The organism is Brucella tritici (genome assembly GCF_008932285.1).
Lineage (GTDB): Bacteria > Pseudomonadota > Alphaproteobacteria > Rhizobiales > Rhizobiaceae > Brucella > Brucella tritici.
In genome coordinates, this window is sequence record NZ_WBVY01000001.1 from 522,508 (window position 1) to 538,248 (window position 15,741).

Here is a 15,741-nt window from a genome sequence, read left to right on the forward strand (position 1 = left end):
CGGTCAAGTTGAGTATCGAACGGGCGTAGCGCTTTGAAAGTGCGATTTTCGCTTGGTGCTTTCTTGCGCCCAGAATCTGGGCGTGCCGGTCTCTGGAGAAGCAGATGCAGCGTCGAGCAGAAACAGCGTTAACACTAGATTTAGTATTTGCGCTCATGCTTCTTACAAGATAAGGTATTTTTCGTTCCGCTGATTTTGAACTTCGATAATGCCAGCAAGGTTGCAATTAAGCTCCCCTGAGGCGTTTTTTCGTGGGCTTTCGATGATGCGGAAGCGGATTTCCGGGAGTTTTCTCCCCAACAAGACGCTCCTCCCCGCAGAAGAGCTGTTTTGACAGAGACGCGATACAGACAGGCCGTGGCTGAAAACCGTCACTAGAGCTACTATATATAGAACGTTTGGATGGGACAGATGAAGATCGAACGCCGTTTCACGAAAGAGAATCAGTCGGCCTATGCGGACATCGCGTTCCGGACTGCGACCAGCGAGATCAAGAATCCCGATGGATCCATCGTATTCCGCCTCGAAAACATCAATGTGCCCGCGCAGTTCAGCCAGGTTGCCGCTGACATTCTCGCGCAGAAGTATTTCCGCAAGGCTGGCGTTCCCGCACAGCTGAAGAAGGTCGAGGAAAACGACGTTCCTTCGTGGCTGTGGCGCTCGGTCGCTGACGAGGACGCGCTTGCCAAGCTGCCGGAAAGCGAACGCTATGGCTCCGAAATGGATGCCTGCCAGGTTTTTGACCGTCTTGCCGGCACCTGGACCTACTGGGGCTGGAAGGGTGGCTATTTCGCTTCCGAGGAAGATGCCCTCGCCTTCCGCGACGAGCTTGCATACATGCTTGCAACGCAGCGCGTGGCTCCAAACAGCCCGCAATGGTTCAACACCGGCCTACATTGGGCCTATGGCATCGACGGTCCCGGCCAGGGCCATTTCTATGTTGACTGGCAAACCGGCAAGCTGACCAAGTCCAAGTCGGCCTACGAACATCCGCAGCCGCATGCCTGCTTCATCCAGTCCGTTGGCGACGACCTCGTCAACGAAGGCGGCATCATGGATCTGTGGGTCCGCGAGGCACGCCTCTTCAAATACGGCTCTGGCACCGGTTCCAACTTCTCCTATCTGCGCGGCGAAGGTGAAAAGCTTTCCGGCGGTGGCAAGTCTTCCGGTCTGATGAGCTTCCTCAAAATCGGCGACCGTGCTGCGGGCGCAATCAAGTCGGGCGGTACGACCCGCCGCGCCGCCAAGATGGTGGTGGTCGACATCGATCACCCGGATATCGAGGAATATATCGACTGGAAGGTCAAGGAAGAGCAGAAGGTTGCTTCGCTCGTCACCGGCTCCAAGATCGTCAAGCAGCATCTGACCGCCATCATGAAGGCTTGCGTCAACTGCGAAGCCGACAATGATGATTGCTTCGACCCGGCGAAGAACCCTGCCCTGAAGCGTGAAATCAAGGCTGCGAAGAAGAACCAGGTTCCGGAGAACTACGTCAAACGGGTGATCCAGTTCGCGCGTCAGGGCTATACCGATATTCAGTTCAAGACCTATGACACGGACTGGGATTCGGAAGCCTATCTCACCGTTTCTGGCCAGAACTCCAACAATTCCGTCTCGCTGAAGGACGAATTCCTGCGCGCTGTCGAAAACGACGGCGACTGGAACCTGACGGCTCGTCGCGACGGTCGTGTCATGAAGACGCTGAAGGCGCGCGATCTTTGGGAAAAGATCGGTTACGCCGCCTGGGCGTCCGCTGATCCGGGCCTGCATTACAACACGACCATGAACGACTGGCACACCTGCCCGACGGCTGGTCCGATCCGCGCTTCCAATCCGTGCTCGGAATATATGTTCCTTGACGACACGGCCTGCAATCTGGCGTCGATCAACCTGCTCACCTATCGCAACAAGGACGGTTCGTTCGATATTGCGGCTTACGAGCATACGGCGCGCCTGTGGACCATCGTTCTCGAAATCTCGGTGATGATGGCGCAGTTCCCGTCGAAGGAAATCGCCCGTCTCTCTTATGAATACCGTACGCTCGGCCTCGGCTATGCCAATATTGGCGGCCTGCTGATGACTTCCGGTATTCCTTATGACTCCGACGAAGGCCGCGCGATCTGCGGTGCGCTGACGGCGATCATGACCGGTGTGGCCTATGCCACCTCTGCTGAAATGGCAAAGGAACTCGGAACCTTCCCGAGCTATGAGCCCAATGCCGAGCACATGCTGCGCGTCATTCGCAACCACCGCCTCGCTGCCCATGGTGAGACCGAAGGTTATGAAGGCCTTGCTGTCAATCCAGTGGCGTTGATTGCCGAAGATTGCCCGGATCAGGACCTGATTACTCATGCTCGCGCAGCCTGGGACAAGGCGCTGGAACTCGGTGAGAAGCATGGTTATCGCAACGCACAGTCCACTGTCATCGCGCCGACCGGCACGATCGGCCTCGTCATGGACTGCGACACGACCGGTATCGAACCGGATTTCGCACTGGTAAAGTTCAAGAAGCTGGCCGGTGGCGGTTACTTCAAGATTATCAACCGCGCTGTGCCGGAAGCACTCCGCACGCTCGGCTACTCAGAAAGCCAGATCGCCGAAATCGAAGCCTATGCAGTCGGTCACGGTAACATCAATCAGGCGCCGGGCATCAACCCGTCTTCGCTGAAGTCCAAGGGCTTCACCGATGAGACGATAGAAGCCCTGAATGCCGCTCTCAAGAGCGCATTCGACATCAAGTTCGCTTTCAACAAGTGGACGCTGGGCGAAGACTTCTGCAAGGACGTACTGAAGCTCACCGATGAACAGCTCAACGATTTCTCGTTCGAGATGCTCCCGGCGCTGGGCTTCGCCAAGAAGGACATCGAAGCTGCCAACATCCATGTTTGCGGCGCGATGACCCTCGAAGGTGCGCCTTTCCTCAAGGAAGAGCATTACGCTGTATTCGATTGCGCAAATCCGTGCGGCAAGATCGGCAAGCGTTATCTGTCGGTCGATAGCCACATTCGCATGATGGCCGCCGCGCAGCCGTTCATATCGGGCGCGATCTCCAAGACGATCAATATGCCGAACGACGCAACCGTCGAGGACTGCAAGAACGCCTACATGCTGTCCTGGAAGCTGGCCCTCAAGGCCAACGCGCTTTATCGCGACGGCTCCAAGCTTTCGCAGCCGCTCAACGCCGCCCTCATCTCTGATGATGAGGACGAGGACGATGCAGTCGAGGCACTGATCGAAGCGCCGGCGGCGGCCCGTGCAGTTCAGGTTACCGAGCGGATCGTCGAGAAGGTTGTAGAAAAGATCGTGCATGAACGCGAAAAGCTGCCGAACCGTCGTCAGGGCTATACCCAGAAGGCAGTCGTCGGTGGACACAAGGTCTATCTGCGCACCGGCGAATTCGGTGACGGACGCCTTGGCGAAATCTTCATCGATATGCACAAGGAAGGCGCTGCTTTCCGTGCGATGATGAACAACTTCGCCATCGCCGTATCGCTCGGCTTGCAGTACGGCGTGCCGCTCGAAGAATATGTGGAAGCCTTCACTTTCACGAAATTCGAACCGGCTGGCATGGTCATCGGTAACGATGCCATCAAGACCGCAACGTCTATCATCGACTATGTGTTCCGCGAACTGGCCGTGTCCTATCTCGGTCGCAATGACCTCGCTCACGTCGACACAAGCGATTTTGGCAATACGGCGCTCGGCAAGGGCATCAAGGAAGGCAAAACCAATCTGGTCTCGACCGGCTGGACGCGCGGTTACAAGCCTACGCTGGTGACGAACTCAGGTAACGAAGCCAAGGGATCTACGAGTTCTGCTCCGCAGGCTTCCAATGTCACAACCTTGAAGTCGACCGCTCCGACAGGCAATCGCCCGGCAACGATCGGTCTGGTGACGGACGGTGCGACAGCCTTCAAGCGCGAGTTCGAGGAACAGGCTGCACCGGCGCAACAGCAGGAAAGCGCCTCGGCAACTGAACTTTTCTCCGACAAGGCTGCTGCAGACGCTGCCTCTGCCCGTGCGGAAAGCGCAAATGCTGCCAAGAAGCTGGAAGCTGACCGCCGCATCAAGTCGATGATGCAAGGCTATACCGGCGATAGCTGCACCGAGTGCCAGAACTTCACCATGGTCCGCAATGGCACCTGCCTGAAGTGCGATACCTGCGGTGCAACAAGCGGCTGCAGCTAAGTTTAGTTGGCGGAGAATGCAAATAGAAAGGCTCGTCTTGTGCGGGCCTTTCTTTATTCCGGGTTTCTATAAAGCAAAACATCAGGCTATATGTAATTGTATAACGGAAGATAACAATTCAATTAATTTCGGAACGAAGCGACTATTTCTACGTTCAGTCTAAGCAACCGAACGTATAAAGGAGATAGTTATGTTCAGGACTAAACTTCTGACGACGACGTGTGCATTGCTGATTGGCGGCGCAGCCTATGCTCAGACAACAGCTCCAGCGCCCGCGCCTGCCGAGCCACCGGCTGCGGCAGAGGAAATGCCTGTTTCGTCCAAGGACATGTTTGGCAATCCCACATCGGGCGAAACCGACAAGGTCGGCTTTCTGGAACCGAAAGAAGGCCAGATTCTCGTCTCCTCTTTCATCGGACAGAATGTCTATGAAAGTGACGCGGCCGATGCCCAGACTGTCGGCAAGCTGAATGACCTCATCGCCAGCCCCGAAGGCGAGATTGAGGCCGCAGTGATAGGCGTGGGTGGTTTTCTCGGTATCGGAGAAAAGGACGTTGCAGTAAGCCCCGATCAGTTGCAGCTTGCAACCCGTAGCGACGGCAAAAAATGGCTGGTCATCAAGGCGACCAAACAACAGTTGACCGATGCTCCGGCATTTGACCGCTCAAAGCTTTTTGCGGATGGTGTGGCTGATCCTTCAGCGGCAAAGGAGACGAATGCTCCGGCGACTGACGCGCCGGCAAGCGATACGGCCCCCGCATCGCCTCCTCCGGCACAGTAATCTCGTCCTAATAGTCAATTCGGCAAGTCTACCCCGGCCTACTGGCCGGGGTTTTGATGCAAATGGTCATCGCTCGCGGTTGAAATCTTCATACGACCGCCTTAATTCCTGGTAGAACGCAATGCAGGCATCGCAGCATAGCCGCTAAGTTTCATCAGGTTAGTCTCAGGAAAGTCTATTGTCGGAATTTTTTATTGCTCATCCTTGGGCGGAAACGCTTAGCGCGCTCGGGGGATTATTTCTTTCAGCTTTTATTGCAAACTTTCTGATCAAGGCGATCTTGCTCAAACTGCTTGATCGTATTGTCCAGAAAACGTCGTTCGGGCAGGACGAAGAGCTCAAGAAACACAGCGTCATCAGTCGCCTGGCCAACATCGTTCCGGCCTTGATTATTTCGTCCGGAATCATGGCGGTGCCGGGGCTTCCCGAGGGCGTTATCACCGTCATCCGAAATGTGGCTATCGCCTTTATCATTCTGACGTTGGCTCTGGCGGTCAACGCTGTGTTCGGGCTTGTCGACACACTCTATCACCGCCGTCCAGAGGCGAGATTCCGCCCCATGAAGGGCTATATTCAGGTCGCCAAGCTGGCGGTCTATATCATCGCGACGGTTCTCATCATCGCGACACTGCTGGACAAGTCGCCGGTTATCCTTCTTTCGGGTGTCGGCGCCATGGCCGCCGTGCTTATCCTGGTCTTTCAGGATACATTGCTTTCACTGGTCGCCAGTATGCAGATCGCCTCTTCCAACATGGTCCGTGTCGGCGACTGGATTGAAATGAAGAACCTCGACGCCAATGGCGATGTCACCGAAATCGCGCTCTATACTGTGAAGGTGCAGAACTTCGACAAGACGATCACCACCATTCCGATCCGCAAACTCATCACCGAGCCGATGAAGAACTATCGCGGCATGCAGGAATCCGGCGGGCGTCGCATCAAGCGTGCGCTTTATATCGATCAGAACACTATTCGCTTTCTGTCGGATGAGGAGCGAGCCAGACTTGGTACAGTTGACTGGCTGGTGGATTATCTGCCGAAAAAGGCAAAAGAAATCGCCGAATGGAACCAGAAGCTTGGCGACCGCGCCAATAATCCGGTCAACAGGCGTCAGTTCACCAATATCGGCACATTTCGCGCCTATGTGGACAATTATCTGCGCAATCATCCCGGCGTACACAAAGGCATGACTTTGCTGGTACGCCAGATGGACCCTACGCCCGAAGGCCTGCCGCTCGAAATCTACTGCTTCACGAACACGACCGTCTGGGCGTCGTTCGAACAAATCCAGTCAGATATTTTCGATCATCTTTATGCGGTTCTGCCGGAATTCGGCCTCAGCGCCTTCCAGAATCCGAGCGGCAATGATTTTCGCAAGCTGACGATCAGTGCACCTGTCGGACAGCCTCAATAATTTTGGCATTCAGGTGCTGAACATTATAGCGCACGCGTGACGGTGTCAGGCCAAGACGAACTACGGCAAGATGCATCGATGGAACGATCATCACGCTTTGCCCGTCATGTCCTGACATCCAGAAAGCATCTTCGGGAATGCCGTCCACGCCAGCCTTCACGCCGCTAATCTGTAACCAGACCTGAGCGGAACCATAGCGCCCATCGGACTCCGGCCTGGGTGTGCGCATAAATGAAATATAGTCTGCAGGCAGAACCGGCTTTCCATATAGATTTCCGCCATCAGCAAGAAACGCGCCCAGCCGCGCCCAGTCACGGGCCGTTGCGTACATATAGGAAGAACCGGCAAAGACTCCTGATGCATCCGTTTCCAGAATAGTACTGCTCATGCCAAGCGGACCGAAAAGTGCCAGCCGTGGATAGGCCAGAGCCTCCTCGCGACTATTGAAACTGTCCATGAACAGCTCTGACAGAATATTGGCCGTTCCACTGGAATAATTGAATTTCGTCCCAGGCGCGGCCTCCAGTGGCAAAGACGCAGCAAAGCCGGCCATGTCAGGCTCCAGATACAACATGCGCGTGACATCGGTGACGGTGCCGTAATCTTCATCGAAGCGCAGGCCACTATTCATCGCCATCAGGTTTGCGAGAGAAATCTTCGCCCGTTCATCACTTTTCCATTCCGGCAAAAGCGCGGTGCTTTCCAAGCTCATGCGCCCTTCGGCAATCCGCATGCCAATCAATGTCGCAATGACGGACTTGGTCATGGACCAACCCAATAAAGGCGTATCAGCATTAAAGCCCGGACCGTAATTCTCGGCGATCAGCTTGCCATCTCGGATGACCGCAATCGCGCGCATACCCGGACCAGCAAGTGCCTGATCCTCAATCACAGCCTGCACTGCTGGATCGGCCTCAATCCGGATCGGCTCCGCCGGTACCTGCGGGCCTGTTGGAATTTCTACGCGCAAATCGTCTTTCTGGATATTCGCGCATCCAAGTGCAGGGCGATAGGTTGCGGTACTTGGTGCGAAAAACCCAAAAATACGCACCGTCACGCTGCTGTTATTCTTGTCGAGAGAAGCATTCAGAAATCGCAGAAGCGGGTTTCCCGGTGCTTGAACATCGTCTGCAAGGACGGAATCAGCATCCCGGCCTGCAACGAAAACATTCGAGCAGATGATCTTGGCGGCATAGCCGGTTCCCACACGCAAGAGTTCAGGTGGTCGAACCGTCAGCCAGAGAATTGCTCCAAGCACAATGGCAAGCAGAAGACCGCCGACGAACTTCACAATACGCTTCATACTGCCCCTCGCAAATAATCATATGTCAGATCATATCAGGCCGAGATGGCTTGCCAACTCCTGCGCGGCGGCACCGCCTGCCCTGTTTGCACCGATGGTCGAGGCAGACGGGCCATAACCAACAAGATGGATGCGAGGATCAATGGCAACCTGTGTCGCCAAACGACCGGTCATGAGGATGCCACCTTCCGTACTGCGTAATTGCAACGGGGCAAGATGGTCGAGCGAGCTACGAAATCCCGTGCACCACAAAATAACATCAAAGGATTGTTCGGTTCCGTCGTCCCATCGAACACCTGTTTCCATGATCTCGCTGAACATTGGCAACCTGTTGAGCACACCCCTAGCTCGAGCAGCTTCGATTGCCGGTGTCAATGGCAAACCTGTCACTGAAACCACCGATCCCGGTGGCAAACCTCGGCGTACACGTTCTTCCACCAAAGCCACGGCAGCACGGCCAAGCTCCGGTGTAAACGGGCCTTCCCGGAAAGCAGGCTCTTTCCGCGTGACCCATACAGTTTCTGTCACGCGCGATATCTCGTCCAGAAGTTGCACAGCCGAGATGCCCGAACCAACAACCAGAACACGTTTACCCTTGAAGGCATCCACTGTTTGGTAATCACGTGTGTGAAGCTGCTGGCCTTCGAACAGTTCTGCACCGGGATAAGGCGGAATATAGGGCGTTTCCCACGTACCCGTTGCGTTGATGATCCCGCGTGCCGAATAGTTGCCCCTATCGGTCTCCACGCGAATCCGTTCTCCGCGGTCACAAACCACTTTGACCATGACGGGACGGTGCACCGGCAGATTGAACTTTTCTTCATATGCACGGTAATATTGCGGGACGGCAACCGATGCGCGTACCTCGCCATTAGTCGTTTCGACAATGTCCTCGAACTTCATGCCGGGGAGATCATGAATGGCGTTCGCGGTTCTGAGCGTCAGCGAAGGCCAGCGGAATTGCCAAGCTCCGCCCGGCCCTACAGCCTTATCGAGAACCACAAATTGCCGCTCTCCTGCAAGCCCAAGCTTATTCAGATGATAGGCCGACGAAAGCCCCGCCTGACCAGCTCCGATGACCACAATGTCGACCTTGCGGGCAACTTTTACATGGCCATTATCGACGGACTGTGTATCTGACATGATGCCTTACGAGCTTCCAAAAAGTGACCTGTGTCCGTAGATAGGGATCGGACGACAACGCCGAAAGCCCCGCCTATCCTGCCCCCGTAGCGCTGCGCAGTCTTTTATTACGCCCCTCCCAAATACTCACAACCAGCATGATAACCGTCGTCAATATGCCCATTTCCAACAGATCGGCCACATAACCGACCGGGATCGCGATCAGCAGGGCCAGAACGCCAAAGATGTGCGACATAGGGATGACACCATAGACGACCTTCTTGTAGATCGCGCTGCCGATCAGGTAGATCGCCGGCCCCGCTACCAGAATAAGTACATAGGCTGTTTTCAACGGGTCGTGCGGATGCTCCATCACCAGATCGTTTCCGACTGCAGTTGCGATAATACCCGCAACCAGAATGGCATGGACATAGTGAAAGTATGCACCAATCCGCCCGGAATCGGTGGAATGGGTGATTGTTTCTGTTGCGTCCTTGCTGGAAGTGCCAAAATACAGCCACCACATGGCAAGCGTGCCGACAAAGGTTGCAAGCAGGGCCGACATGAGGGGCATATTCCATTCTTCAGCGCCGGAAAGGGACGCACCAGTAGCCAGCAACGTTTCGCCGAGCGCCACGATCACGAACAACTGGCATCGTTCTGCAAGATGTCCCCCCTCTATGGTCCAGTCGCTGGTATGGGAACGTCCGAGGCCCGGTAGCGCAAAGCCCAGCATCGGCGATAAATATTCGCAAAGTACGGCAATCAGCCACAAAGCCATACGAGCCTCATGCTCGACGAAACAACCGGCTATCCAGAAGACAGCGGAAATCGCAAACCATCCGAGCATTCGCCGGTAATTGGCGGCAAGCGGATGGCCCTGCCCCAAGACAAACACGATATAGGCAGTCCGACCGGCCTGCATTGCCACATAAGCCAGTGCGAATATCCAGCCTTTGTCTGCAAAAGTGCCGGGGATGGAGGATGCCATAATCAAACCGAGCAGCATCACGCAGAACAAAAGGCTGCGCATCTGCGGCGTCTCCGGGTTGAACCAGTTTGTTACCCAGCAGGTATATTGCCAGCCGAGCCACACTGCGAACCAGAGGATCAGCGTTTCGACAACGCCGGTCAGCGTCAGATTGTGCAGAAGCTCATGGCTCAATTGCGTAACTGCGAAAACATACACCAGATCGAAGAACAGTTCCTCGAAGGTAACCCGGGCATGATGCCCGTCTCGTTGTCTCAAAAGCGGGTGTTCAGCGACGGCAGAAGCTGTATTCATGCGAATGTACCTTCCCCTCAGACGGCAAGCATTCAATGCCACTGCCTAATAGCTTAGCCCGCAGTCGATCAGCCGTATATCCGAATGTGCTGATTTCCACTTAAAGAAGGCAGCGTCAGCTTATTTCCCGCCGAACGTGTTACCTGCCTCGAGCCATGTATCGATACCGTCCGCTGCCGCAAGGCCCATAGCGAAACAGGCGGTCAGGAGATAACCACCAGTCGGTGCTTCCCAGTCAATCATCTCTCCTGCAACGAAAATGCCAGGCAGCTTTAGCAACATGTAGTTCTTGTCGATTTCGTGCCAGCGAATACCGCCTGCTGACGAAATCACTTCATCCAACGGGCGTGGGCGGAGTAGCGGAATGGAAAGAGCCTTGATCGTGGCGGCCAGCGCTTTCGGATTTCTGTCGCGGGTGAACTCAGTCACAAGAGCTGCCTTCACGCCGGAAAGACCTGCCGCCTTGCGCAGAAGATTACCGAAGCTCAGCTTTGCATCTTGCCGGGAAATGTCAGCCACCAGCCGCTCAAGAGTTCGTCCCGGAACCAGATCGAGTGTCAGAAACGCCTTCCCATTCTCCTGCAAGCGGTCGCGCAGAGCTGCGGAATGAGCATAAACGAGGCTACCCTCCACCCCACCGCGCGTAATGACAAACTCGCCCTGTGTCGTGCCTTCACTGGACGTCGCGGTGACCGACTTCACCGGTTCACCGGCAAAGCGTTCGGCAAAGAAATCACTCCAAGCAACATCAAAACCGCAATTTGCAGGTTGAAACGGCGCTATATCGATTAATTTGCGTCGAAACTCATCAATCCAGAGGCCATTGGAACCGAGTTTTGGCCAGCTTCCGCCACCAAAAGCAAAGAGCACAGCGTCACATGTAATCGTCTGAATACCATCCGGGTTCTCGATACGGAGACCATTACCCTCGAAGCCAAGCCAGCGATGTCGAGTGAGAATGCGAACACCCCGATCTTCCAGACGTTTTCCCCACGCACGCAAAAGCGGCGACGCCTTCATCGCCTTAGGAAAAACACGGCCGGATGAACCGATAAAAGTCTCCGCACCAAGTTCATCCGCCCATGTGCGTAACTCGGTCGAACCAAAAGCGGTCAACGCTGATAATATACGGTCACGGCTTGAGCCGTACCGCTTCGCAAAAGCTGCAAATTCTTCCGAATGCGTAATATTCAGGCCAGACTTGCCAGCGAGCAAAAACTTGCGACCAACCGTGGGCATCTGTTCGTAAACCGTCACGCGATAGCCCCGAGCGGACAATCTTTCGGCAGCCATCAGACCAGATGGCCCGCCTCCAAGAATGGCAATATTGCCTTCAGGCATCACGGTGTCAGCCTCGCCGAAATATTAATCCTGCTTCTCCAGCATTTCCTTAACAGTTGTCGCCAACTGTTTGAGTGAGAAAGGCTTTGGCAAGAATCCAAACTTGGCATCGGCTGGAAGATTACGTGCAAACGCATCCTCCGCATAACCCGATACGAAGATGAACTTAATGTCAGGATAAGTCTTGCGCAGTTCGCGCAGTAGCGTCGGGCCATCCATTTCAGGCATGACCACATCCGATACGACGATATCCACCTCGCCGCCAAGTTCGGCCATGACCTCAAGCGCTTCGACACCGGATGCTGCTTCGTGGACTGTATAACCGCGTGACTGGAGTGCGCGCACGCCGCCCATACGGACCGCGTCTTCGTCTTCCACCAGGAGAACGGTCGCGGAACCGGAAAGATCGGTCGCTTTCTCGACCTTCTTTTCCTTCACAACGACTGGCGCATCGTCAGCGCGTTTTTCCTCGATAAGACGCGGCAGGAAGATCTTGAACGTCGTGCCTTTTCCAACTTCGGAATCACAGTAGATGAAGCCACCGGTCTGCTTGATGATGCCATAGACCATCGACAGACCGAGCCCGGTGCCCTTACCCACTTCCTTCGTCGTAAAGAACGGCTCGAAAATCTTTTCAAGCACGTCCGCAGGAATACCCGTTCCGGTATCTTCCACTTCGAAGACCACATAATCTGCTTCCGGCAGATCACGATAATGAAGCTTTGCAGCTTCCTGCGTCGGCACGTTACGCGTGCGCAACGTGATTGCACCGCCTTCCGGCATAGCGTCGCGTGCATTCACCGCCAGATTGACGGCAACTTGCTCGAACTGCCCGAGGTCGGCCTTGACCGGCCAGAGATCGCGTCCATGGTCGATCTTCAGCTCGATATCCTTGCCGACAAGACGTGCCAGCAACATGCGCAGGTCTGCAAGGACATCGGTCAGATCGAGCACTTCAGGGCGAAGTGTCTGACGACGCGAGAATGCCAGAAGCTGGCGCACCAGCGAGGCCGCGCGATTGGCATTCTGCTTTATGTTCATGATGTCCGGGAAGGACGGATCGGATGCGCGATGGTTCGTCAGCAGCAAATCCGACGACATGATGATCGCCGTCAGAACGTTGTTGAAGTCATGCGCAATGCCGCCAGCGAGCTGGCCAACGGCCTGCATCTTCTGGCTCTGCGCCATCTGGTTTTCGAGAGCTTTCTGCTCGGTCGTCTCGACAGCCGAGATAATCGCCGCTTCTTCGGCGCGTTCACCACCCAGATCGGTTACCGGGCTCATATAAAAGCGGATATGCCGCTCTTCATTACCCGGCAAAACCGTATCGACAGGCGAAATGCTCGCCTGTCCGGCGAAAGCGGCTGCAAGTGCCCGGTTGAAAGTCTCACGGTCGCGCTCGTGCACGACGATTTCAAGCTTTGCATTGCCATCAATCGCATCACGATCGACAACCGGAGCGAAAATATCGAGGAAGCGCGCGTTGGTGCGCAATATATGTCCGGCGGCATCAACCGCAGCGATGGCCATCGGAGCCGAGTTGAAGAAACGCGTGAAGCGTACTTCGGCGGAGCGCAGCGCCATCGATGAGTCTTCACCCTCCGCACGATCCAGAACGATGGTACGGCTCGTACCGCGTGTTCCATCACGCGCGGCCTGAACGCGGTGATAGAAGCGAACAGCGAGGCTCTGTCCGTTCCGCTTGATAAGGTCAAGATCGATAACTGTGTTACGGCTCGTGCCCGGCTCGGCTTTCACCGCCTTGATGAGTGCCATCCCGCTGCCTGCCACGATATCGTTGAGCGTCAACGATCCCGGCGTGAACTGGGTCAGATCGACGCCAAGCCATTCCGCAAGCGTCGCATTGAGATAGATGATCCGACCCGAAGGATCAGCGGAAAAGAAGCCCGCTGGTGCATGGTCAAGGTGATTGATGGCTTCCTGCAGTTCCTGAAAGAAACGCTCCTGCTCCGCACGCTCGTCGGAAATATCCGCGATCTGCCAGGCAACGAGCGGGCTTTTGAATTCCTGCCCCGCCTCGATAGGACGTGCCTTGATGCGATACCAGACTGGAGCCAGCGAACCATGAGCTTCACGAGAAAGACCGCCAGAAAGCCGCACTTCCTCTTGTGCCGACAGACCATCGCGAACGGCATTCGTCAGGCGGTAAACGGCATCTGATGCCGCTGGTTCAGCCGTCAGCACATTATCAAGTGAGCGAACGCCTTCCGCATTAGCAACTCCGGTCATGGCGGCATAAGCCTGATTAGCATAAACAATCTGGCCGCGCGCATCGGAAATAACCGTTCCCTCGGGCTGCGAATCCATGAACGAATGAGCAAGGTCCTGCTCACCGTTCTTCTGGCTGAACTGAATGAGGCCGGTTGCAGCGCCGAAAAGATAGAAGACGCCTACCATCGAAAGAATGCCCATGAGGACAAGGGCAAATCCGTCTCCCAACTGGTCGCGAAACACAAAATAGGCGATTGCGGCGACAGTCAGCAAAATGCCGACAATCAACAGGCGAAGGGCACCGCTGCGATTGCGCTTGGGCATTACGAGCGGTTTCGGGTAAGCATTGTCCGTCTGTCGCGACATCAAGCCTGCTGCCCTTTCATGTTGCGTGGCTGGGCACCAACGGGCATCAGCGTGCTCCGGGAGCCTTGTGTTTTTTCGATCAGCCAAGACGTCATTTCAATCATCCGCATATCCGATTTTCTCGAATGCACTTTTCTGCGCAGTTCAGCTATCACGTGGGAACGCGCAGCCAATATGTCAGGGTATATCCGATTCGCAGAATGCTTTAATCGGCGAGCAGTACAAGCATTGCTGCACTGAAACGGTGCAAATCGGACTTTTTTGCACCGTTTTGCCTGGGGATCATATATTTCTCGCATTTCCAAGAAACATTCCCAAGGCTTAGAAATTCAACTACTGTACCAATCATGTGATGATGCGGAGTGTCGGGGGAAGCGCAGTCTCCATTCGTCGCAGGTTTTTCGTTTATTGTATAAGAGGGTATCCGCATGAAGGAATGGCTCAGCGGCATCGTTGGAGAGAGTGCGGCTAATATTGTTGGCTTCATCCTAATATTTGCGATCATTCTTGGCGGAATTTTCGTTGTTCTCAGCATCATTCGCCGTTTCAGCGGCGGTACTTTCGTATCTAACGGGCGCACGCGGCAACCGCGCCTTTCGGTGATGGATGCTGCTGCAGTCGATAGCCGACGCAAGCTGGTCCTTATTCGCCGTGACGATGTGGAACATCTGCTGCTCATCGGTGGGCCGACCGACGTTGTGGTGGAACAGAATATTGTTATGGAATCGCGGGCTCATGCGCGTGTGCAGGCTTCACGCATAGAACCTGAGCACATCGAACGCTTCAAACAGCACGAAGCAACACTGACCAATGAAAAGGCGGAGCGCCCTGCTCTTCCACTGCAAACACCGCAGGCCGAAGAGAAGGACGAGGCGATCCAGATCACGTCCGCAATTGAAACGCCGGTCTACCGCAAGCCTGAGCCAGCACGAGAAGAGCCGGTCCAGCAGGCTGCTGCACCTGTTCGCGTGCCGCCGCAGGCGCCGACGGCACCAATCCCGCCGCGACCACCTGTCGAGCAGAAATCCGCTCAACCACCCCAACCACGGCCTCAACCGCGCCCGGCGCCGAACTATCCGCCACAGCCCCGTACAGTATTACCGCCCCGTCCCGCGCAAGCACAGCCGCAGTCAACACGTGCACATCCGGCCTATCCGTTGAGCCAGGTTTCGCGCGGCGTTCTGAGTTCAACCTCGTCCGGTGCGACCGCCACTACAGCCGGTGTTGTCGCCGCCGCATCGGTTGCTTCAGCAAATCTTGGCAGCATCATTCCCGAGCGCGAAACAACGGTTGCGGATAAGTCTCCTTCGGTCGATGTAACCGGACCTACAGTCTCTTCGACTGCAGCTCCGGCATTCAGCGCCCCTTCGGAACCGGAGCGCGTCGAGCCGAAAATCGTGGTTGCCGAGTCAAAGCCTGTAGAAACAGAAGCCGTAGCAGTAGAAACGCCGAGCGATAACCTGGCCGATCTCGGCGGTGCGTTGTACGAAGCAATCGCTGCAGACGTCAATTCGGAGAGCGCCGCCAGCGATGACGCCAAGGACGCGATCTCATTCGATACTGAATTCTTCGAGAATGAGCTTCTAAGCTCACTTGATATTTCCGCAACCGACGACGTTGTCGAAGACAAGGCGAAGGATGATATCGAAGATGAAATGGAAAAGCTCCTTGGTGAATTGACCAAGGATGAGATTCGCAGAAGCTGAACT

9 protein-coding genes are annotated in these 15,741 nt (G+C 55.4%); 4 read left to right on the forward strand and 5 right to left on the reverse strand.

What is annotated here, in order from left to right:
- The first annotated feature begins 411 nt into the window (after nucleotides 1-411).
- The 3 genes from F9K94_RS02635 (at nucleotide 412) to F9K94_RS02645 (ending at nucleotide 6,383) form a co-directional block, all read left to right on the forward strand.
- The gene (locus F9K94_RS02635) at nucleotides 412-4,188 is read left to right on the forward strand and encodes a vitamin B12-dependent ribonucleotide reductase (RefSeq protein ID WP_151643493.1); all 3,777 of its coding nucleotides are present in this window, start codon (nucleotides 412-414) and stop codon (nucleotides 4,186-4,188) included.
- Between the two features lie 190 nt (nucleotides 4,189-4,378).
- On the forward strand, nucleotides 4,379-4,969 hold the full coding sequence (locus tag F9K94_RS02640) for a PRC-barrel domain-containing protein (RefSeq protein WP_151643495.1): 591 nt from the start codon (nucleotides 4,379-4,381) through the stop codon (nucleotides 4,967-4,969).
- Between the two features lie 178 nt (nucleotides 4,970-5,147).
- Nucleotides 5,148-6,383, forward strand: coding sequence for a mechanosensitive ion channel family protein (locus F9K94_RS02645; RefSeq protein ID WP_151643497.1), 1,236 nt, complete (start codon nucleotides 5,148-5,150; stop codon nucleotides 6,381-6,383).
- On the opposite strand, the gene F9K94_RS02650 is transcribed toward F9K94_RS02645, so the two are convergent.
- From F9K94_RS02650 to cckA, 5 genes are all read right to left on the reverse strand, one after another.
- On the reverse strand, nucleotides 6,355-7,686 hold the full coding sequence (locus F9K94_RS02650) for a serine hydrolase domain-containing protein (protein WP_151643499.1): 1,332 nt from the start codon (nucleotides 7,684-7,686) through the stop codon (nucleotides 6,355-6,357). The two genes, F9K94_RS02645 and F9K94_RS02650, sit on opposite strands and share 29 nt — an antisense overlap.
- Before the next feature lie 30 nt (nucleotides 7,687-7,716).
- The gene (locus F9K94_RS02655; RefSeq protein WP_151643500.1) at nucleotides 7,717-8,829 is read right to left on the reverse strand and encodes an NAD(P)-binding domain-containing protein; all 1,113 of its coding nucleotides are present in this window, start codon (nucleotides 8,827-8,829) and stop codon (nucleotides 7,717-7,719) included.
- 73 nt (nucleotides 8,830-8,902) lie between these two features.
- Nucleotides 8,903-10,093, reverse strand: a complete 1,191-nt coding sequence (locus tag F9K94_RS02660; RefSeq protein ID WP_151643502.1) for a low temperature requirement protein A — start codon at nucleotides 10,091-10,093, stop codon at nucleotides 8,903-8,905.
- 120 nt (nucleotides 10,094-10,213) lie between these two features.
- Nucleotides 10,214-11,434 (reverse strand): TIGR03862 family flavoprotein, encoded by a 1,221-nt coding sequence (locus F9K94_RS02665; RefSeq protein WP_151643504.1) that lies wholly within the window; start codon nucleotides 11,432-11,434, stop codon nucleotides 10,214-10,216.
- 24 nt (nucleotides 11,435-11,458) lie between these two features.
- Complete coding sequence (gene cckA / locus F9K94_RS02670) at nucleotides 11,459-14,032, reverse strand: cell cycle histidine kinase CckA (protein WP_151643506.1); 2,574 nt, start codon at nucleotides 14,030-14,032, stop codon at nucleotides 11,459-11,461.
- Nucleotides 14,033-14,460: 428 nt separating this feature from the next.
- Between cckA and F9K94_RS02675 the strand changes: the two genes are divergently transcribed.
- The gene (locus F9K94_RS02675) at nucleotides 14,461-15,738 is read left to right on the forward strand and encodes a flagellar biosynthetic protein FliO (protein ID WP_151643508.1); all 1,278 of its coding nucleotides are present in this window, start codon (nucleotides 14,461-14,463) and stop codon (nucleotides 15,736-15,738) included.
- The last annotated feature ends 3 nt before the right edge of the window (nucleotides 15,739-15,741 follow it).

Bases quoted from the DNA above. Each gene is read 5' to 3' on its own strand.
- F9K94_RS02635 (WP_151643493.1), top strand. From the start codon at position 412: ATGAAGATCGAACGCCGTTTCACGAAAGAGAATCAGTCGGCCTATGCG.
- F9K94_RS02640 (WP_151643495.1), top strand. From the start codon at position 4,379: ATGTTCAGGACTAAACTTCTGACGACGACGTGTGCATTGCTGATTGGC.
- F9K94_RS02650 (WP_151643499.1), bottom strand. From the start codon at position 7,686: ATGAAGCGTATTGTGAAGTTCGTCGGCGGTCTTCTGCTTGCCATTGTG.
- F9K94_RS02655 (WP_151643500.1), bottom strand. From the start codon at position 8,829: ATGTCAGATACACAGTCCGTCGATAATGGCCATGTAAAAGTTGCCCGC.
- F9K94_RS02660 (WP_151643502.1), bottom strand. From the start codon at position 10,093: ATGAATACAGCTTCTGCCGTCGCTGAACACCCGCTTTTGAGACAACGA.
- F9K94_RS02665 (WP_151643504.1), bottom strand. From the start codon at position 11,434: ATGCCTGAAGGCAATATTGCCATTCTTGGAGGCGGGCCATCTGGTCTG.
- cckA (WP_151643506.1), bottom strand. From the start codon at position 14,032: ATGTCGCGACAGACGGACAATGCTTACCCGAAACCGCTCGTAATGCCC.
- F9K94_RS02675 (WP_151643508.1), top strand. From the start codon at position 14,461: ATGAAGGAATGGCTCAGCGGCATCGTTGGAGAGAGTGCGGCTAATATT.